This window comes from Streptomyces narbonensis, assembly GCF_014649015.1.
GTDB lineage: Bacteria > Actinomycetota > Actinomycetes > Streptomycetales > Streptomycetaceae > Streptomyces > Streptomyces narbonensis.
Window position 1 is genome coordinate 394,781 of record NZ_BMSF01000007.1, and the last position, 19,650, is coordinate 414,430.

At 71.6% G+C, this 19,650-nt stretch carries 19 protein-coding genes; 10 read left to right on the forward strand and 9 right to left on the reverse strand.

The window, feature by feature from the left end:
- Window positions 1-180 precede the first annotated feature (180 nt).
- Window positions 181-975 carry a pirin family protein gene (locus IE124_RS16445; RefSeq protein WP_189508486.1) on the reverse strand — a complete coding sequence of 265 codons (795 nt, stop codon included), beginning with the start codon at window positions 973-975 and terminating at the stop codon, window positions 181-183.
- Window positions 976-1,101: 126 nt separating this feature from the next.
- On the reverse strand, window positions 1,102-1,596 hold the full coding sequence (locus tag IE124_RS16450; protein WP_189508487.1) for an SseB family protein: 495 nt from the start codon (window positions 1,594-1,596) through the stop codon (window positions 1,102-1,104).
- A gap of 148 nt (window positions 1,597-1,744) precedes the next feature.
- On the opposite strand from IE124_RS16450, the gene IE124_RS16455 reads away from it, so the two are divergent.
- The 6 genes from IE124_RS16455 to IE124_RS16480 all read left to right on the forward strand — a co-directional run bounded on the left by IE124_RS16455 (window position 1,745) and on the right by IE124_RS16480 (window position 8,500).
- Window positions 1,745-2,185, forward strand: coding sequence for a hypothetical protein (locus IE124_RS16455; RefSeq protein ID WP_189508488.1), 441 nt, complete (start codon window positions 1,745-1,747; stop codon window positions 2,183-2,185).
- A gap of 4 nt (window positions 2,186-2,189) precedes the next feature.
- Window positions 2,190-3,974 carry an alpha/beta hydrolase gene (locus IE124_RS16460; protein WP_189508489.1) on the forward strand — a complete coding sequence of 595 codons (1,785 nt, stop codon included), beginning with the start codon at window positions 2,190-2,192 and terminating at the stop codon, window positions 3,972-3,974.
- Window positions 3,974-4,546, forward strand: coding sequence for a hypothetical protein (locus IE124_RS16465; RefSeq protein ID WP_189508490.1), 573 nt, complete (start codon window positions 3,974-3,976; stop codon window positions 4,544-4,546). The genes IE124_RS16460 and IE124_RS16465 overlap by 1 nt, the downstream gene beginning before the upstream one ends.
- A gap of 239 nt (window positions 4,547-4,785) precedes the next feature.
- Complete coding sequence (locus IE124_RS16470; protein ID WP_189508491.1) at window positions 4,786-6,624, forward strand: acyl-CoA dehydrogenase; 1,839 nt, start codon at window positions 4,786-4,788, stop codon at window positions 6,622-6,624.
- 155 nt (window positions 6,625-6,779) lie between these two features.
- Window positions 6,780-8,087: a M18 family aminopeptidase gene (locus tag IE124_RS16475; protein WP_189508492.1), complete on the forward strand. Its 1,308-nt coding sequence runs from the start codon at window positions 6,780-6,782 to the stop codon at window positions 8,085-8,087.
- Between the two features lie 68 nt (window positions 8,088-8,155).
- Complete coding sequence (locus tag IE124_RS16480) at window positions 8,156-8,500, forward strand: hypothetical protein (RefSeq protein WP_189508493.1); 345 nt, start codon at window positions 8,156-8,158, stop codon at window positions 8,498-8,500.
- A 47-nt stretch (window positions 8,501-8,547) separates the two neighbouring features.
- On the opposite strand, the gene IE124_RS16485 is transcribed toward IE124_RS16480, so the two are convergent.
- Complete coding sequence (locus tag IE124_RS16485; protein ID WP_189508494.1) at window positions 8,548-8,847, reverse strand: hypothetical protein; 300 nt, start codon at window positions 8,845-8,847, stop codon at window positions 8,548-8,550.
- 136 nt (window positions 8,848-8,983) lie between these two features.
- A complete protein-coding gene (locus IE124_RS16490; protein ID WP_189508495.1) occupies window positions 8,984-10,789 on the reverse strand; it encodes an NHL domain-containing thioredoxin family protein in 1,806 nt (601 codons plus the stop codon).
- 96 nt (window positions 10,790-10,885) lie between these two features.
- On the opposite strand from IE124_RS16490, the gene IE124_RS16495 reads away from it, so the two are divergent.
- A complete protein-coding gene (locus IE124_RS16495) occupies window positions 10,886-11,371 on the forward strand; it encodes an LURP-one-related/scramblase family protein (protein ID WP_189508496.1) in 486 nt (161 codons plus the stop codon).
- A gap of 14 nt (window positions 11,372-11,385) precedes the next feature.
- Here IE124_RS16495 and IE124_RS16500 read toward each other — a convergent pair whose 3' ends face one another.
- Window positions 11,386-12,654 (reverse strand): trans-sulfuration enzyme family protein, encoded by a 1,269-nt coding sequence (locus IE124_RS16500; protein ID WP_229832504.1) that lies wholly within the window; start codon window positions 12,652-12,654, stop codon window positions 11,386-11,388.
- A 63-nt stretch (window positions 12,655-12,717) separates the two neighbouring features.
- Between IE124_RS16500 and IE124_RS16505 the strand changes: the two genes are divergently transcribed.
- Together IE124_RS16505 and IE124_RS16510 are read left to right on the forward strand one after the other, a co-directional pair.
- Entirely contained in the window at window positions 12,718-14,196 is a 1,479-nt protein-coding gene (locus IE124_RS16505; protein ID WP_189508497.1) for an aminotransferase-like domain-containing protein, read from the forward strand.
- Between the two features lie 26 nt (window positions 14,197-14,222).
- A complete protein-coding gene (locus IE124_RS16510; RefSeq protein WP_189508498.1) occupies window positions 14,223-14,819 on the forward strand; it encodes a hypothetical protein in 597 nt (198 codons plus the stop codon).
- 328 nt (window positions 14,820-15,147) lie between these two features.
- Here the strand turns inward: IE124_RS16510 and IE124_RS16515 are convergent, their stop codons facing one another.
- On the reverse strand, window positions 15,148-15,951 hold the full coding sequence (locus tag IE124_RS16515; RefSeq protein WP_189508499.1) for a carbon-nitrogen family hydrolase: 804 nt from the start codon (window positions 15,949-15,951) through the stop codon (window positions 15,148-15,150).
- Window positions 15,952-16,106: 155 nt separating this feature from the next.
- On the opposite strand from IE124_RS16515, the gene IE124_RS16520 reads away from it, so the two are divergent.
- Window positions 16,107-16,934: a maleylpyruvate isomerase family mycothiol-dependent enzyme gene (locus tag IE124_RS16520; protein ID WP_189508500.1), complete on the forward strand. Its 828-nt coding sequence runs from the start codon at window positions 16,107-16,109 to the stop codon at window positions 16,932-16,934.
- A gap of 4 nt (window positions 16,935-16,938) precedes the next feature.
- Here the strand turns inward: IE124_RS16520 and IE124_RS16525 are convergent, their stop codons facing one another.
- The 3 genes from IE124_RS16525 to IE124_RS16535 form a co-directional block, all read right to left on the reverse strand.
- Window positions 16,939-18,249 carry an MFS transporter gene (locus IE124_RS16525; protein WP_189508501.1) on the reverse strand — a complete coding sequence of 437 codons (1,311 nt, stop codon included), beginning with the start codon at window positions 18,247-18,249 and terminating at the stop codon, window positions 16,939-16,941.
- The gene (locus IE124_RS16530) at window positions 18,246-18,920 is read right to left on the reverse strand and encodes a GntR family transcriptional regulator (protein ID WP_189508502.1); all 675 of its coding nucleotides are present in this window, start codon (window positions 18,918-18,920) and stop codon (window positions 18,246-18,248) included. Before IE124_RS16530 ends, IE124_RS16525 begins: the two co-directional genes overlap by 4 nt.
- Window positions 18,921-19,026: 106 nt before the next feature.
- Window positions 19,027-19,494 carry a hypothetical protein gene (locus IE124_RS16535; protein WP_189508503.1) on the reverse strand — a complete coding sequence of 156 codons (468 nt, stop codon included), beginning with the start codon at window positions 19,492-19,494 and terminating at the stop codon, window positions 19,027-19,029.
- Between the last annotated feature and the right edge of the window lie 156 nt (window positions 19,495-19,650).

Sequence of the window (19,650 nt, forward strand, 5' to 3'; positions counted from 1 at the left end):
TCAGCGAACGTCAGCGGCCGCGAACGACCGCCAGCGACCGCCAGCGACCGCCAACGAACGTCAGCGGCCGCGAACGGGCCGCGTGGGCCGCGTACCGGCGCACTCCTCGTACGCCACACACACCTCGCGCGCCTCATACGCCTCGCGCGCCTCGCGCACCTCGTACGGCGAGTACCCCGGCTACTCGCCCATGCCGTGGACCGCCGGGATCGTGCCGAGGCGGCCCGCCTGGAAGTCCTCGAAGGCCTGGCGGAGTTCGGCCTGGGTGTTCATGACGAACGGGCCGTAGTGCGCCATCGGCTCGCGGATCGGCTGTCCGCCGAGGAGCACGACCTCCAGGTCCGGGGTGTGCCCGTCCTGCTTCTCGTCCGCGCGGATCGTGAGCGCACCGCCCTTGCCGAAGACGGCGGTCTGGCCCGTGTGGACGGGCCGGCGCTCGGCGCCGACGGTGCCGCGGCCGGCCATGACGTACGCGAGGCCGTTGAAGTCCTCGCGCCAGGGCAGGCTGATCTCCGCGCCCGGCCGCAGGGTGGCGTGGATCATCGTGATCGGCGTGTGGGTGATGCCGGGGCCGTCGTGGCCGTCGAGCTCACCCGCGATGACCCGGAGCAGCGCGCCGCCGTCGGGGGAGGTCAGCAGCTGGACCTGGCCGCCGCGGATGTCCTGGTAGCGGGGGGCCATCATCTTGTCGGCGGCGGGCAGGTTCACCCACAGCTGGAGGCCGTGGAAGAGGCCGCCGCTGACGACGAGCGACTCCGGCGGAGCCTCGATATGAAGCAGTCCGCTACCCGCTGTCATCCATTGCGTATCGCCGTTGGTGATGGTGCCGCCGCCACCGTTGGAGTCCTGGTGGTCGAAGATCCCGTCGATGCCCTGCGGGGCCGTGGTGACGGCGAGCACGGGGCGGGAGACGGCGTCGGCCGGAGCGGCGACGCGCGGCAGGGTGAGCGGGTTCTCGACAGTCACAGCGGGCATGACCGGACCTCCTTGGGTGCGACCTCGTACGTCCACTTTAGTTGAACGATGAACTTCCTGCCACCTGGAACGCGGAACGCCCGGGAGGAATTCCTCCCGGGCGCTCCCACACGTACCCAGCGTCGGTCAGCCGTACATCCGGCGCATCGCGTAGTCGACCATCTGCTCCACGGCCTTGGCGTCGAAGACCATGCGGTGGTCGCCCTCCATGTCGAGGACGAAGCCGTAGCCGGTCGGGAGCAAATCGATCACCTCGGCTCCGGTGATGACGAAGTACTTCGACTCCTTGCCCGCGTACCGCCGCAGCTCCTTGAGCGTGGTGAACATCGGGATCACCGGCTGCTGGGTGTTGTGCAGGGCCAGGAAGCCGGGGTTGTCGCCGCGCGGGCAGTAGACCTTCGACGTCGCGAAGATCTGCTGGAAGTCCTCGGGGGCGAGCGTGCCCGTCGTGAAGGCGCGTACGGCGTCGGCGAGGGAGGGCGGCGACGGCTCGGGGTAGAGCGGGGCCTGCTGCTGCCCGTACCCGCCCTGCATGCCCCCCTGCATGCCGGCCTGCATCCCGCCCTGCTGCGGCGGGGCGTACTGCTGCTGGGCACCCGGATTCTGCTCGTAGCCGTACATGGGGCCAGCCTAGCGACCCGGGGGTGGTCGCCGTACTGCGCAGGGGTGACTCGGAGCCCGGCCCGACCGCTCGTACGCGTTTTCGTGCGCGGCGCCCCCTCTTGCTAGGTTCGCGGAAGCAAAAATCCGGTCACCACGGGGGTGGAACATGGCGTTGAACGCCGCTTGGGACGAGTTGTTCGGCGGAAGCGCACCGCCCGGACCGTCGGCACAGCCCGCGGCGATGACCCTCGCGGGCGTGCCCGCCGCCGGTCCCGGCGGCGGCGACGCGAACCTGAAGGCCGACGAGAGCCCGTGGCACGAGGCCGGGAACACCGCCGGCGAGCTGCGCACCTCCACCACCACGTCCCTCACCGACCTCGACACCGCGAACGAGGGCTACGCCGCGGGCACCGCCGGCTTCGACTCCTCCGGCGCGCTCACCGAGATCCTCGGCACCTGGAAGGCCCGCCTCACCGCCGTGCGCGACGAGTGCGGCCGCTTGGAGGGCGCCCTGAAGAGCACCGGCCGCGACTTCGGCGAACGCGAGGACGCGACCAGGCGGAAGATCGCCGCCGGAGCACCGGCTCCCGCGCAGAAGGAAGGCTGAGCCCGTGCCCACCTGGCAGCAACTGCGCGATGTGAAGCTCGACGAGTACTCGGACGCCGCCGACGGCTGGGGCAAGGTCAGTTCCCGCGCCAACGCGGACAAGGACCGTGTCGACAACGGCATGTTCGCGAAGATCCACAGCACGCAGAAGGGCGAGGCCGCCACGAAGGCGGGCGGCGACGTCCAGCAGCTCTCCCGCAACTACCAGTACCTGCACACCGAGTGCGGCCTGATCCGCACCGCGCTCAACGGTCTCGCCTCGGAGCTCGCAGCCCCACAGCGGAAGCTGAAGCAGGCCCTCGAGGACGCCGAGAACCTCAAGTTCACGGTGAAGACCGACGGTTCGGTGGAGTATCCGACCGACTCCTTCGTCCTCGCCCCCGGCAGCAACACCGCCGAGCACGGCGCACCCGTCCCGCTCGCGCCCGGCAAGGGCGAGGGGGTCGGCAGCCCCGACGCCAACAAGGGCAAGGCCGAGGACATCGCCCAGCGCATCGGCGACGCCGTGCGCGAGGCCACCGAGATCGACGGCCGCTACGCCGGCGCCCTGCGCAGGCTCAAGGCCGGCCCCGGCCTCGACGTCAGCGCCGCGGACCTCGTCGACGCCGCCGCCGACACCAAGGCGCTCCAGCAGGCAGCCGGGAAGTACGCCGACGACGACCGGATCCCGCACGGCAAGTCCCCCAAGGAGAACGCCGACTGGTGGAACGGCCTCAGTCAGGAGCAGCGCGACGAGTACGCCACGCTCTACCCGGCCTCCGTCGGCGCCCTCGACGGCCTCCCGTCCTCGGTCCGCGACGACGCCAACCGGACGGTCTTCGCCGAGACCCGGGCGCAGATCCAGACGGATCTGAACAAGCCCGCGCCGAACCAGTACGTCCCGAACCCGAACGGCAGCTACCCGGCCGCGGTGCTCAGCCCCGAGTACAAGCAGTGGCAGAAGGACCAGGAGCGACTGAAGGAGCAGCTCGCGGGCAGCGACTCGATCCAGGCCCGCTTCGACGCCACGGGTGAGGGGGGCCTGCCGGAGGCGTACCTCCTCGGCTACGACAAGGAGGGCATCGGCCGGGCGATCATCGCCAACGGCAACCCCGACACGGCCGACCACACCGCCGTCTACGTGCCGGGCACGAAGACGAACCTGAAGGCCTTCGACGAGGACATCAGCCGGATGACCGACATGTGGCGCGAGACGCAGGCCCTGTCGCCGGGTTCGAACGTCTCCACCATCACCTGGTTCGGCTACGAGGCTCCGCAGTCCGTCGCGACCGACGCCACGCAGAAGGACTACGCGTACAACGGCTCCCCCAAGCTGCTCCAGTTCATGGACGGCCTGGAGACCGCGCAGGGCGGCCCCGACAAGAGCCACACGACGATCATCGGGCACAGCTACGGTTCGACCGTCGTCGGCGACGCCTCCAACAAGGGCGATCTCGCCGCCGACGACATCGTGGCGGTCGGCAGCCCCGGCATGCTCACCGGCAGGGCCGAGGACCTCGACGTCGGCGCAGACCACGTGTGGTCCGCCGCCGCCACGAGCGACGTGGTGCCGGCGGGCGGCAAGCTCGCCGGTCTCGGCGGCTACACCTGGGGCGTCGAGACCTGGAACGGCGTCCCGTACCACGCCGGATACGTGCAGACCGTGCCGTCGGACGAGCTGTTCGGGGCGCACCGGATGGATGTGGACACCAGCGGCCACACCTCGTACTGGGAGAGGGACTCGGAGAGCCTCTCGAACCAGGCGAAGGTCGTGATCGGTGAGTACGACAAGGTGAACGAGGACGACTGATGACCATCCGCAACCAGCCCACCAGAGTCCGTGGCGCGGCGCTCGGCGCCCTCGCCCTCTGCCTCACCACCCTCGTGACGGGATGCTCCATGAACGACTCCGGCGGCGCCGACGACCTCGGCTACACCCCCACGACCCTCGGCGTCGAGGACGCCAGGAAGCGGACGAAGCAGGTCTCCAGCCAGATCTTCGACATGATCGGGCTGCCGGGTGCCGCGTCCACCCCGGTCGGCCCGGGCGCCTCGACCTGCCCGGAGGACCGTGAGCACCTCTTCAAGATCCGCCACCCCTGGTCGGTGTACGACGTCTCCGAGGAGGAGCTGAAGCAGGGCTTCGAGCGGCTGCGGCAGGCGCTGCCCGCCAAGGGCTGGAAGGTCGTCTCGTACGGCCCGAACAACAGCAAGGCCAAGAGCCTGGAGCTGCTCGCGGAGTCCGAGAAGGAGCACTTCGCCGTCAAGGCGGAGCTGTGGGTCGGCAGCACGGATCCGAAGAAGAAGAACCTGATCGGCGTCAGTGTCGTCTCCGGCTGCTTCCGTGCGCCCGAGGGGACGGACCTCAAGGGCCTGTACTGAGGAGTACCGAGGAGTACCGAGGAGTACCGAAGAGTCCTCCTCGGGGCGTGAGGGAGGCCCGGGGCACATGCCCCGGGCCCTTTTTCTGCGGCTCGTGTCACAGATCTCCGGATAGGGGTTGCCCTTATTACCGGCGGGTAGCATCATCGTAGAGAAGCGTGGGCTACTCACCGGTAGTACGAGCACCCGACGCGCGCATTCCGGACATCCGCCTCCCCGAGCCTTACGGAGCCGTCGCCATGGGGCACTACAAGTCGAATCTCCGCGACATCGAGTTCAACCTCTTCGAGGTCCTCGGCCGCGACAAGGTGTACGGCACCGGTCCGTTCGAGGAGATGGACGTCGAGACCGCCAAGAGCATCCTCGACGAGATCCGCCGTCTCGCCGAGAACGAGCTCGCGGAGTCCTTCGCCGACGCCGACCGCAACCCGCCGGTCTTCGACCCGGAGACCAACACCGCCCCCGTGCCGGCCTCCTTCAAGAAGTCCTACAAGGCCTTCATGGACTCCGAGTACTGGCGCCTCGGCATCCCCGAGGGCATCGGCGGCACCACCTCCCCGCGCTCCCTCGTCTGGGCCTACGCGGAGCTGCTCCTCGGCTCGAACCCGGCCATCTGGATGTACTCCTCCGGCCCGGCCTTCGCCGGCGTCCTCTACAACGAGGGCAACGAGGCGCAGAAGAAGATCGCCCAGATCGCGGTCGAGAAGCGCTGGGGCTCCACCATGGTCCTCACCGAGCCCGACGCCGGCTCGGACGTCGGCGCCGGCCGCACCAAGGCCGTGCAGCAGGAGGACGGCTCCTGGCACATCGAGGGCGTGAAGCGCTTCATCACCTCCGGTGAGCACGACATGGAGGAGAACATCCTCCACTACGTCCTCGCCCGCCCCGAGGGTGCCGGCCCCGGCACCAAGGGCCTCTCCCTCTTCCTCGTCCCCAAGTACGAGTTCGACTGGGAGACCGGCGAGCTGGGCGAGCGCAACGGCGTCTACGCGACGAACGTCGAGCACAAGATGGGCCTCAAGGCCTCCAACACGTGCGAGATGACCTTCGGCGACCAGCACCCCGCCAAGGGCTGGCTCATCGGCGACAAGCACGAGGGCATCCGCCAGATGTTCCTCATCATCGAGTTCGCCCGCATGATGGTCGGCACGAAGGCGATCTCCACCCTCTCCACGGGCTACCTCAACGCCCTGGAGTACGCCAAGGAGCGCGTCCAGGGCACCGACCTGGCCAACTTCATGGACAAGGCCGCCCCCAAGGTCACCATCACGCACCACCCCGACGTCCGCCGCTCGCTCATGACGCAGAAGGCGTACGCCGAGGGCATGCGCTCCCTCGTCCTCTACACGGCCTCCGTGCAGGACGAGATCGCGATCAAGGAAGCGGCCGGCGAGGACGTCAAGGCCCTCCACGGCCTGAACGACCTGCTGCTCCCGATCGTCAAGGGATACGGCTCCGAGAAGGGCTACGAGCAGCTCGCGCAGTCGCTCCAGACCTTCGGCGGCTCCGGCTTCCTCCAGGAGTACCCGATCGAGCAGTACATCCGGGACGCCAAGATCGACACCCTCTACGAGGGCACCACGGCCATCCAGGGCCAGGACTTCTTCTTCCGGAAGATCGTCCGCGACCAGGGCGCGTCCCTGAACGCCCTCTCCGAGGAGATCAAGAAGTTCCTCGCGGTCGGCACCGGTGGCGACGACCTGGCCGGTGCGCGTGACGCGCTCGCCAAGGCCGCCGTCGACCTGGAGGCCATCGTCGGCACGATGATCACCGACCTCACCGCCACCGGCGAGGACGTCAAGAACATCTACAAGGTCGGCCTCAACACCACCCGCCTGCTGCTCGCCTCCGGCGACGTCGTCGTCGGCTACCTGCTGCTGCGCGGTGCCGCCGTCGCCGCGGAGAAGCTGGCCGCGGGCGCGGCGGACAAGTCCGCCAAGGAAACCGCGTTCTACCAGGGCAAGATCGCCGCCGCGAAGTTCTTCGCCGCCAACATCCTGCCGGGCGTCTCCGCCGAGCGCGCGCTCGCCGAGGCCGTCGACAACTCGGTGATGGACCTGGACGAGGCCGCGTTCTGAGCAACGCCCACTCGTCCTGCCGGCACGGTCCGTCCCCGGGGAGGGGGGCGGACCGCGCCTGTTTCCTCCGGCGGGCGCTTCACCACAGCGGCCGGTCCGCGTTCCGCTTTCCGGGGTCCCCAAGCCGTATTCCGGTCGCTGACTAAGGTGAACCCATGAGCAGCGCAGCGTCCCGCCCCACGGCCGGCCCCTTCGACCGCGGTCACACCGATGACCTCATCTCCTTCCTGACGGCCTCCCCGTCGGCGTACCACGCGGTGGCGAGCGCCGCCGACCGGCTGGAGAAGGCCGGTTTCCGGCGCGTCGAGGAGACCGCCGAGTGGGACGGGACGAGCGGCGGGAAGTACGTGATCCGCGGCGGCGCGATCATCGCCTGGTACGTGCCGGAGGGCGCCGGCGCCCACACCCCGTACCGCATCGTCGGCGCCCACACCGACTCCCCCAACCTGCGCGTCAAGCCCCGCCCCGACATGGGCGCCCAGGGCTGGCGCCAGGTCGCCGTCGAGATCTACGGCGGGACCCTGCTCAACACCTGGCTCGACCGGGACCTCGGCCTCGCCGGCCGCCTCACGCTCCGCGACGGAAGCCACCACCTCGTCAACGTGGACCGGCCGCTGCTGCGCGTCCCGCAGCTCGCCATCCACCTCGACCGCCAGGCCAACGACGGCCTCAAGCTGGAGCGCCAGCGCCACATGCAGCCCGTGTGGGGCCTGGGCAAGGTCCACGAGGGCGACCTGATCGCCTTCGTCGCCGCAGAGGCCGGCGTCGACGCCGAGGACGTCACGGGCTGGGACCTCATGGTCCACCCCGTCGAGGCACCCGCCTACCTGGGCCGCGACCGCGAGCTCCTCGCCGGACCGCGCATGGACAACCTCCTCTCCGTCCACGCCGGCGTCGCCGCGCTCGCCTCCCTCGGGGGCCGCGACGACCTCCCCTACATCCCGGTCCTCGCCGCCTTCGACCACGAGGAGAACGGCTCCGAGGCCGACACCGGCGCCCAGGGCCCCCTCCTCGGCAACGTCCTGGAGCGCTCGGTCTACGCCCGCGGCGGCTCCTACGAGGACCGGGCCCGCGCCTTCGCCGGCACGGTCTGCCTCTCCTCCGACACCGGCCACGCCGTCCACCCCAACTACGCGGAGCGCCACGACCCGACGCACCACCCGCGCGTCAACGGCGGCCCGATCCTCAAGGTGAACGTCAACCAGCGGTACGCCACCGACGGCAGCGGCCGGGCCGTCTTCGCCGCCGCCTGCGAGAAGGCGGGCGTGCCCTGGCAGTCGTTCGTCTCCAACAACGACATGCCGTGCGGCACCACGATCGGCCCGATCACCGCCGCCCGCCACGGCATCCAGACGGTCGACATCGGCGTCGCGATCCTCTCGATGCACAGCGCCCGCGAACTGTGCGGCGCGGACGACCCGTACCTCCTGGCGAACGCGCTGGTCGCCTTCCTGGAAGGCTGACCGACCGCCGCCGAACGGGACGGTCCGCGAAACATCAGCGAAAGCCCCCGCCTGACAGCGTCTCCCTCATGCACCGTCACGAGGGCCCGTCCCGAGGGAAGTTCACCGCAGCAGTCACCGCCGCCGTCACGCTCGCCGTGACGGCGGTGGGCGTCGTCATCGCCCGGTACGACGACCGGCCGCCGTGGGCCACGGACATCGCGTACGAGGGCGGCTTCATCCTGGCGTCCCGCATCCGCGGGTACGACGTCGACGGCTCACGCACGAAAGCGCTGCTCGCCGGGGAGTGCGCGCTCATGCAGCGGCAGGGGATGGGCGGCGACAGGGCGGTTCACGACCCGGCGGCCTGGGTGGCCGGCTGCCTGGACGGTGCCGCGGGACTCCCGTCCAGAAACCAGGGACTCCTCCACTGACGGCGCCGGCCGACACCGACCCGCGCCGGACGGTTCGAACGGCCGGTTCAGGCGCCGGACGTCAGAGCGGCGAGCCCCTCGGCCAGCTCCTCGCGGTTCATGACCGGGGTGTACGAGACCTTGGCCCCGACCTCCAGGAAGAAGGGTTCGGAGAACTTCGGCATCTGGGAGGACTCGGCCAGGTCGAAGAAGATGTATGCCGTCCGGCAGCCGTCCTGCGTGGTGAAGTACGCGGCCTCGGGACGCAGCTGACCCAGCGCCTTCTCCACGATCCCCGGCAGAGTGCCCTGCCTGATGGCCTCGTTGGAGGCCGTGGTGTCCATCTGAACCTTCAGCAGCATGCGCATGACGCGGCCTTTCCGACCGGGCAGACGCTCCGTTCGGTACGCCTCGGCACCCGGACGCGCTCACTTCAAGCGTCCTCCTCCCTCTCCCCCGGAGCCACTCGGAGCCACTCGGGGGAGAGGGGAGGACGGGCGATTCCTAGCCGTCCAGGCCGGCCAGGATCAGCGGCAGGCGGGCCACGCCCGTCTCCGTGACCTTCACCGGGACGCCCCAGTCCTGCTGGTGGACGTGGCAGGCCGGGTACTCGTTGGCGGGGTCGTCGTCGCAGGACGCCGCCATCGCGGAGACGTGCAGGACGCCCTCCGTGACCTCCGGGTTCAGCTCCAGCTCCCGGAAGAGATCGGTCCCCGTGCCCTCGCCGCCGAGGAGCAGCTCCGGCGGGGTGGAGGAGACCAGGAGGCGGGTGGAGGGGCCGTACCGCTCGTCCAGCTTCTGCCCGGTCGGGGCCTGGAAGACGACGTCGAGGCGGAGGCGGCCGGGGGCGACCTCGGTCGCCTCGCGGCGGGTGCGGTGGGCGACCGCCTCGACCTGGACGGCCTCCTCGGGGAGGCGCAGCCGGGTGAGCCGGTGCCGGGCGGACTCGACGACCACGATGTCGTCGTCGACGAGGACCGCGCCGCTGGGCTCGCGCAGATCGGTCGCGAGGGTGCTGACCTCGCCGGTGGCCGGGTCGAAGCGGCGCAGGGCGTGGTTGTACGTGTCGCTGATCGCGACCGAGCCGTCGGGGAGGGCGGTCACGCCCAGCGGGTGCTGGAGCAGGGCCTGACCGGCCTCGCCGTCCCGGTGGCCGAAGTCGAAGAGGCCGGTGCCGACGGCGGTGTGGACGACCCGTTCGGTGTCGATCCAGCGGACGGCGCTGGTCTCGGAGTCGGCGATCCACAGCCGGTCCTCGGTGGCGGCGAGCCCGGACGGCTGCGCGAACCAGGCCTCGGCGGCGGGGCCGTCGACGAGTCCCTCGTTCGTCGTCCCGGCGGCGACCTCGACGGTCCCGGTCACGGGGTCGTACGTCCAGATCTGGTGGACGCCGGCCATGGCGATCCACACCTTGCCCTGCCACCAGGCGACGTCCCACGGCGAGGAAAGGTCGACCTCCAGGGCGGGCCCGGAGGTGGGGGAACCCTGCCACCACTGCTTCCCGGTGCCGGCGACGAGCTCGATCGCCCCGGTCTCCGGGTCGAGGACGCGCAGGGCGTGGTTGACGGTGTCGGCGACGACGACCTTGCCGTCGGGCAGCAGCGCGAGGCCCTGGGGCTCGCGGAACACCCCTTCGCCGATGCGCCGCACGACGGTCTCCCCGTCCGCGGCCAGCTCGACGAGCTGGTGCCGGGTGGTGTCGGAGACGAGGAGGTTCCCGGAGGGCAGCAGGACCGCCTTGCCGGGGAACCGCAGATCGGTGGCGACGGGCTCCGGCGCCACGTAGGGGCCGTCCCCGCGCCGCAGCGTCCCCTTGGCCTCGTGCTCGGCCTCCAGCTCCTCGACGAGCGTCCGGATCGCGTTGGCGTGCCCCTCACCGGCGTGCTGGGCGACGACGTACCCCTCGGGGTCGATCACCACGAGCGTCGGCCAGGCCCGCACGGCGTACTGCTTCCAGGTCGCGAGCTCCGGGTCGTCGAGCACGGGGTGATGCACCTCGTACCGCTCGACGGCATCGACGACGGCCTGGTGCTCGGCCTCGTGCACGAACTTCGGCGAGTGCACACCGACGATCACGAGCGTGTCCCGGTGCTTCTCCTCCAGATCACGCAGCTCGTCGAGCACGTGCAGGCAGTTCACACAGCAGAAGGTCCAAAAATCGAGAAGAACGATCTTTCCTCGCAGATCGGCGAGGGTCAGTTGATCCCCTCCCGTGTTCAGCCAGCCGCCCTTGCCGATCAGCTCGGGGGCACGGACACGGGCACGTCGGGGCGCGGGCGCGGGGATGGGCGCCGGGGCGGCATCGTTCATGGTTCAAGCTTGCCATCCGCCGGGCATCCGCCGCGTGAGGGGTGTGGGGTGACGGGTGTGGCGTGGGGGGCGGGGCTTCGGGGCAGGCATATCGGTGTGAAATACCTCGTACGAGACAAGATCTTCGCGATCGGCGACGACTACTGGATCGAGGACGAGCAGGGCCGCCACGCCTTCCTCGTCGACGGCAAGGCCATGCGGCTGCGCGACACCCTGGAGCTGAAGGCCCCCGACGGGCAGGTCCTGATCACCCTGCGCCAGAAGATGTTCAGCCTGCGGGACTCGATGACGATCGAGCGGGACGGGGAAGCCCTCGCGAGCATCCGCCGCAAGCGCCTGTCGCTCCTGCGCAACCACTACCGGGTGACCCTCGTCGAGGGCACCGAACTCGACGTCAGCGGGCGGATCCTGGACCGGGAGTTCACCGTCGAGTACGACGGCGAGCTCCTGGCCCACATCTCCCGGCAGTGGTTCCACGTCCGGGAGACGTACGCCGTGAACGTGGTCCGTGAGGACGCGGACGCGGCCCTGCTCGTCGCCGTGGCCGTGTGCGTGATCCGCATGGCCGAGCGGGAGGACTGAGCCACCCGCGGGGGCTATCCGGCCTTGGCCAGGGCCTGTTCCAGTGCCTGCTCCAGGTCCGTCCACAGGTCCTCGACGTGTTCGATGCCGACCGAGATCCTGACCGTGCCCGGCCCGATGCCCGCCGCCGCCAGGGCCTCGGCGTCGAGCTGGTGGTGCGAGGTGGACGCCGGGTGCATGACCAGGGTCTTCACATCCCCCAGGGAGACGCTCAGCGAGGCCACCCGTACCGCCTCGACGAAGATCCGGCCCGCCTCCCGGCCGCCCGCGAGGTCGACCGAGATCACCCCGCCGCCCCCGTCCGGCAGCAGCCGCTCGGCGATCTCCCGGTCCGGGTGGCTCGCGAGCGCCGGGTGCCGGACGGCCGCGACCGCCGGGTGCGCGGCGAGACGGGCGCCGAGCTCGGCGGCGTTCGCGCACTGGCGGGCGATGCGCAGCGACAGGGTCTGCATGCCCCGGAGGGTGAGCCAGGCGGCGAACGGGTCGGTGGACGCGCCCTGTTCGACCGTGTGGCGGCGGACCCGGCGGTGGACCTCGGCGTCCTTGAAGACGGCGATGCCGCCGAGGACGTCGGCGTGGCCCGCGAGGTACTTGGTCGCGGAGTGGACGACGATGTCGGCGCCGTGGTGGAGGGGACGGCAGAGCAGCGGGGAGGCGAAGGTGTTGTCGACGACCACCGGCACCCCCGCCTCGCCCGCGACGGCGGCGAGCGCGGGCAGGTCGGAGACGCGGGTGGTGGGGTTGGCGATGGTCTCCAGGTAGAGGAGCCGGGTCTCCGGGCGCAGGGCCGCCCGCACCTCCTCCGGGTCCGTGCCGGAGACGTAGGTGACGTCGACGCCCCAGCGCGTGGCGAGGTCGGTGAGGACCGCGTACGTACCGCCGTACAGGCAGGTCTGGGCGATGACGTGGCTGCCGCTGCCGAGCAGGGCGTGGAGCACGCCGTTGACGGCGCCCATGCCGGAGGCGAAGGAGAGGCCGGCGGCCCCGCCTTCGAGGCGGGCCACGGCGTCCTCCAGGGTGCGGACGGTGGGGTTGCCGAGGCGGCTGTAGAGGAAGGTGTCGGGGGAGGTGAACGCCTCGGCGAGGGCGTCGGCCGAGTCGAAGGCGAAGACGTGGCCCTGGTGGAGCGGGACGCCGAGCGGCCTGCTGCCGGTGATCTCGACGTGGGGCGGGTGCACGGCGAGGGTCTCGGGGCGGATCGCGGCGGTGGCGCCGGCACCTGCGGTGGTGGCGGCGGTCGCGGTGCGGGTGGTGGTGGCGGGAGCGGGGTCGGCGTGGCTCATGCGGACAGTCTGTGGACAGGGCGTTTGCCATCCCAGGTCCAATCCCGGCAGATTGGTTCGGCAATGGAGCCGATCAGCCTTGCCCCGCACACGATCGACGCGCTCGTCGCCCGGCTCGGCCGCTGGTCCGCCGGGCGCGGCCCCCTCTACCTCCTGCTCGCCGCCCGGCTGCGCCGCCTGATCGACGAGGGCGCGCTGCCGCCCGGCACCGCGCTGCCCCCGGACCGGCGGCTGGCGGTGGCCCTCGCCGTGGGCCGTACGACGGTGGTCGCCGCGTACGACACACTCCGTCAGGAGGGGCGGCTCGTACGGCGCCAGGGCAGCGGCACCCGTGTCGCGCGGGCGGCGCTCGCGCCGGAGCAGCCCCGGGTGACCGAGACGTCGAACCCGCTCTTCCTCCACCTCCTGGAGTCGCCCGACGACGTGATCCTGCTGAGCTGCGCCGCGCCCGCGCAGCCGCCGCCCGAGCTGGCGGAGGCGTACCGCTCGCTCGTCCTGCCGGAGGCGGACCTCGGCTACCACCCGGCGGGTCTCGGGGCGCTCCGGGCGGCGGTCGCCGCGCGGTACGAGGCGCGGGGCGTGCCGACCGGTCCGGAGCGGATCCTGGTCACCACCGGTGCCCAGCAGGGGCTTTCGCTGCTCACCCGGCTGCTGCTCGCGCCCGGCGACGGCGTGCTGGTGGAGGCGCCGACGTATCCGGGTGCGCTGGACCTCTTCCGGGAGGCGGCAGCCGTACCGCTGCCGGTGGCCGTGGGCCCCGACGGCGTGGACGTCGCCGAGGCGGTGCGGGTGATGGAACGTCACCGTCCGGCGCTCGCCTATGTCGTGCCGCGGTTCCAGAACCCGACCGGGACCGTCCTCCCGCCGCTCGCCTGCCGCCGGCTCGTCGAGGCGGCGAACGCGCTGGGCGTGCCGCTCGTCGACGACGAGGTCCTCGCCGACCTGGCCTTCGACGGGGGCGGGGCGGCCGGAGATCCGGCTCTCGCACTCCCGTCCGCCGCGTACGGAGAGGTGATCTCCGTGGGCTCGCTGAGCAAGGTGGTGTGGGGCGGGCTCCGGATCGGCTGGGTCCGGGGGCCGGCGCCGCTGATCGCCCGGCTCGCGCGGCTCAAGGCCCTCCACGACCTGGGCAGCGACCTTCCGTCCCAACTGGCCGCGGTCCGGCTCCTCGGCGACTACGCGTCCGTCCTGGCGACCCGCACGGCGGCGGTCCGCGCGGGCCACGACCACCTCAGGGCCGAGCTCGCCCGGCGGCTTCCCTCCTGGTCCTGCGCGCCGACGACGGGCGGCCAGACGCTGTGGGTACGGCTGCCGCACGGCGACGGCGTGTCCTTCGCCCAACTCGCCCTCCGGCACGGAGTCGCCGTCCTGCCGGGGGCCACGGCCGACGCCCTCGGCGGCAGTCTCCGCCACCTCAGGCTGCACTTCCTCGCGCCGCCCGAGGTCCTGACGGAGGCGGTACGGAGGCTGGCGGCGGCATGGGCGGAGTACGCGCCGGGCCCGGATCCGGAGCGCGCTGCGCTCCATGCGATCGTCGTCTGAAAAGCACACGAGGCCGAGGGGGCGCCATGCACACCACCGTCACACCGTTCACGCTGCTCCCGTGGCGCGAGGGCAAGGGGTACGAGCGGCGGGCCGGCTGGCGGGGCGCGTCCTCCGAGTTCGGCGAGATCACCGTGGAGGCTCCGCTGCGCCAAACGGTGCCGCAGGTGGTGATGTCGGAGCTGCGGGGCGGGCTCGTCCCGCCGGCCTCGTACGAGACGCGGGGCGTCCACACGGACGCGATCCGGCTGCCGACGCTGAACCGCGCGACCCTCCGCGTCGGCGACGCCCATGTGTACGTGTCGCGGAACCGTTTCGGCGCGACCGCCAGGCAGCGCGGGCTGAACCTGCGGTACGGCGGAGACCGTTACCGGCTGTGGGCCGTGAACCGGCGCTCCTGGGTGCTCGCCCGGGAGGCGGACGCCGAGGACCCGGGCGTCACCGTGTCGGTGCGCGGGAAGCGGCGGCGGCTGGACGTGACGGTCGCGGGCCGGGCGGGGGCGGCGGACCTGTCCCTGGCGCTGATCTTCGCGGGGGTGGACCGCGGGGCGCTCACCCGCGGCGGGGCGGTCCGCGCGAGCCTCTCCCGCATCACACAGCTCTGGGCGGAGAGCCAGGCCTAGGGGGTGTCCGGAAAGTAGCGCCGTCTGCCCGCAGGGCAGGGTCCTCGGCGTCTGGTGCGTGCGATCGCAAGGCGCCGGGATGCCCGCGTAGCTCGCTACGTGGAGATTCTGGCTTGGGGTCTCCCCAGGCCCTCTGGGCCTAGGGGAAGCGGCGAGCGTGCGTGCCAGACGCCGAGGACCAGGCGGGACTTTCCGGACGCCCCCTGGGAAGTGTCGGCCCTTTCAGCCCTGGTGGGCCCGGCGGGCCCCCAGCCCCGGCGGGCCCGTCAGCCCCGACGGCCCCCGTCAGCCTCTCAGCGCCCGCGGCCCCGTCAGCCCCCAGCCCCCCTCAGCCCCGGCGCCCGCGCGGTGTCGCGACGCCCAGGACGCGGTCCTTGAGCGCCGGGAACTGTTCGCGCGTCGCCGTCACCTTCGTCGGGTCGAGGACGACCCGCAGGATCTCCTCGTCCGGGCCGGCCTCCGCGAGGACCTCGCCCCACGGGTCGACGACGATCGAGTGTCCGGCCTGTTCGACGCCCGCGTGGGTGCCGGCGGTGCCGCAGGCGAGGACGTACGCCTGGTTCTCGACCGCCCGCGCCTTGGCGAGGAGCGTCCAGTGCGCGCGGCGGAGCGCGGGCCAGCCGGCCGGGACGACGAAGGCCTGGGCGCCCGCGTCGACGAGGCCGCGGAAGAGCTCGGGAAAGCGCAGGTCGTAGCAGGTGCCGACACCGAGCGTGAGGTGCGGCAGGTCGACGGTGACCAGGTCCTCCCCGGCGGCCATCAGCACCGCCTCGCCCTTGTCGAAGCCGAAGCGGTGGATCTTGCGGTAGGAGGCGGCGAGTTCGCCGTCGGGGGAGAGGACGAGCGAGGTGTTGTAGAGGGCGCCGCCCTCCGCCTCGACGAAGGAGCCGGCGTGCAGCCAGACCCCGGCGTCCCGCGCGGCCTCCGCCATGGCGCGGTGCGTCGGGCCGTTCAGCGGCTCGGACTCGGCGGCGAAGAGGTCGGACGCGAAGGCGCCGACGGTCCACAGTTCGGGGAGGACGACGAGGTCGGCGTGGCCGGATTCCTCCCGTACGAGACGGGCCGCGCGGGCCCGCCTGGCGTCGACCGGTTCGTCCGGGTCTACCGCGATCTGGATCAGCGAGGCGCGCACACTACCACCGTCCTGGCATTCGAGCCGTCAACACCGGCCTACGATCGTCACACGAAAGCACTGCCGGGGTGCCTCCGGGCAGCGTAACTTAGCGTCCGAGCCTCCCACCCAGTCGTGTTTTCAGCCCGCGCACCGAAGAACCGCCGAGGGGTCCCGTGACCGTCCATCCCAGCCTCCAGAACTACGCCGACGCCTGGACCCACTCCATCGAGGCGATAGCCGAGCTGGTGCAGCCGCTTGTGGAGGGCGAGTGGAACCGGCCGACTCCGTGCATCGGCTGGTCGGTTCGGGACATCGTCTCGCATGTCATCGGCATGGAGACGGAGATGCTCGGCGACCCGCGCCCCATCCACTCCCTGCCGCGCGATCTGTACCACGTACGCAGTGACTTCGCCCGCTACATGGAGGTCCAGGTCGATGTGCGGCGGCACCACACCGCGCCGGAGATGACCTCGGAGCTGGAGTACATCCTCATCCGCCGGGCCCGCCAGCTCCGCAACGAGAACCGCTCCCCCGAGCACCTGATCCGCGCCCCCCTCGGCGCCGAGCAGTCCCTCGAACTGGCCTACCGGATGCGCGCCTTCGACGTGTGGGTGCACGAGCAGGACCTGCGGGCCGCGCTCGGTGTGCCGGGCAACCTGGACTCGGCCGGCGCGCACGTCACGCGGGACGTGCTCCTGGAGGCGCTCCCGAAGGTCGTCGCCAAGGACGCCGGGGCGCCCGCCTCCTCGGCGGTGGTGCTCGACGTGACCGGGCCGGTGGAGTTCCTGCGGACGGTGCGGGTCGACGCGGACGGCCGGGGATCGGTCGACGGCGCGCCCTCGCTGGGGCCGGCGGTCACGCTCGCGACCGACTGGGAGACGTTCGTACGGCTCGCCTGCGGCCGCGTCCGCCCGGCCGACGTCGCCGACCGCGTCAAGGTCGAGGGCGACGAGGGCCTGGCGCGGGCGATCCTCGACAACTTCGCGGTGACGCCCCGCTGAACCTTCAGGCCGGTACGTGCACGGCCTCCACGCGGCTCGCGACGAGCCGCTCCCGCTCCCTGCGGTGGGTGCGGGCCTTGAGGCGCAGGATCTGCACGACGCCGAACGCCTCCAGGACGAAGACCGACGAGAACGCGATCCGGTAGTTGCCGCCGGTCGCGTCGAGCAGGACGCCGACGGCGAGCAGCGTCGTCATCGAGGCGACGAAACCACCCATGTTGACGATGCCCGAGGCGGTGCCCTGACGCTCCGGCGGGTTGGCCGGGCGCGCGAAGTCGAAGCCGATCATCGAGGCCGGTCCGCAGGCTCCGAGGACCGTGCAGAGGGTGATCAGCAGCCACATCGGGGCGTGGTCGCCGGGGTACGCGAGGGTGGCGCCCCACAGCAGCGCGGTGGCCGCGACCGTACCGAGGGCGAGCGGGGCCCGGGCCGTGTGGTGGCGGGCGATGATCTGCCCGTAGGCGAGGCCGATGACCATGTTCGAGACCACGACGAGGGTCAGCAGCTCTCCGGCGGTGCCGCGGGACAGCCCCTGCGCCTCGACGAGGTACGGCAGGCCCCACAGCAGCAGGAACACCATGGCCGGGAACTGGGTCGTGAAGTGGACCCACATGCCGAGGCGGGTGCCGGGCTCGCGCCACGACTCGGCGATCTGGCGGCGTACGAAGGCGGCGCCCGCATGCTGGGAGGGCTCGGGCTCGTACCCCTCGGGGTGGTCCTTGAGGAAGAGCAGCATCAGGAGGAGGACGAGGACGCCCGCGAGCGAGCTGCCGACGAAGGTGGTCGTCCAGCCGAGGCCGTGCAGGGCGCGGGAGATGAAGACGGTCGAGACGAGGTTGCCGGCCATCCCGATGAGGCCGGCGAGCTGGGCGATCAGCGGGCCGCGGCGGGCGGGGAACCAGCGGCTGCCGAGCCGGAGGACGCTGATGAAGGTCATGGCGTCGCCGCAGCCGAGGAGGGCGCGCGAGGCGAGCGCCGTGCCGTAGGTGGGCGACAGCGCGAAGCCCAGCTGACCGAGGGTGAAGAGCAGCACCCCGATGGTCAGGACCTTCTTGGTGCCGAGCCGGTCGACCATGAGCCCGACGGGTATCTGCATGCCCGCGTAGACGAGCAGCTGGAGTATGGAGAAGGTCGAGAGCGCGGAGGCGTTGACGTCGAAGCGGTCGGCGGCGTCGAGTCCGGCGACGCCGAGGCTGGTGCGGAAGATGACGGCGACGAAGTAGACGGCGACGCCGACGCCCCAGACGAGCGCGGCCCGTCGGCCGCCGGGCGGGTCGCCGGGGAGGGTGACCGCGAAGCCGTAGGACCTGCTCACCGGTCCTCACCCCGGACCAGGACCTTGACCCAGCTGAGGTGCTGGCGGACGCAGTGGGCCGCGCCCTCCACGTCGCCCGCGCGGATCCGGTCGAGGATCTCGGCGTGCTCGGTGATGTTCTTGGCGATCCGGTCCGGCTGGGACTGCATCACGGCGACGCCCATGCGGAGCTGGCGGTCGCGGAGTTGGTCGTACAGGCGGGAGAGGATCTGGTTGCCGGCGTGGCGGACGATCTCGGCATGGAAGCAGCGGTCGGTGACCGCGACTTCGGCGAGGTCTCCGGCCTCCGCGCGGCGCTTCTGCTCCTCCAGGAGCTCTTCGAGCCGCTCGATGAGCGCGGCGGACGCGGGTACGGCCCGGCGGACGGCGAACTCCTCGACGAGCAGTCGGGTCTCGACGACGTCGGCGATCTCCTGGGCGGAGACGGCCAGGACGAGGGCGCCCTTCTTCGGGTAGAGCTTGAGCAGCCCTTCCATCTCCAGCTTGAGCAGCGCCTCGCGGACGGGGGTCCTGGACACCCCGACGGCCTGGGCGAGTTCACCTTCGGTGAGGAGGGTGCCTCCCTCGTACCGCCGGTCGAGTACGGCCTGCTTGACGTGCATGTAGACGCGGTCGGCGGCGGGGGCCTGCTTGGTGGGCTGGGTGGCGGGGCCGGCTGGCGCTGATGGCATGCGCACAGCATAGATACAACAGAGGTGCAACAGATCCCCCGTCCGCATCGTGGACGGGGGAGTCCTGCGCTTAGGGCCTATCCGACCCTGATCCGCCGGACAGGCCCTAGATCCGGTGGTCGTAGTAGTCGGTGCCGGCGACCAGTACGGAGGTCATGCACACGGGAAGGCCGCTCCGGGCGCGGGGAACCTCCTGGGAGGTGCGCCGGGTGAAGCCGAGCGAGAGGCGGGGGACGAACGGCTCCTCGCCGTCGGCGTCATGGGCCGCGAGGCCCCGCAGCAGCTCGTCCGCCGGGGTGCGGAACACGTCGGTGCCGTCCAGGAGCACCCGGGTCGAGGTCGTCCGCCCTTCCCCCGGCCACCACAGCTCGACGGCCGTGACGGTGTCCTCCTCCTCCAGGAGCACTTCGACACCCACCGCGTCGCACCGCGCCGAGACGGTCACCAGGGCGCGGTTCGGGCGGGCGCGGACCCGGGGTTCGCCCCAGGGGGAGACGGCCGCCAGAGCCTCGTCCAGCGTCATGCCGAGGCGCACGGGTCCGGCACCGTGCGGCGGTTCGAGGGGCAGATCCATGCCGCACAGCAAAACACCCGGTGGCGGCTGATGCCACCACCGGGTGTTTCACGTGAAACGGGGCGAACCCTCGTGCTGTCAGGCCCAGGTGATGAGGCGCTTCGGCTGCTCCAGGACCGCGGCGATGTCCGCGAGGAACTTGGAGCCGAGCTCGCC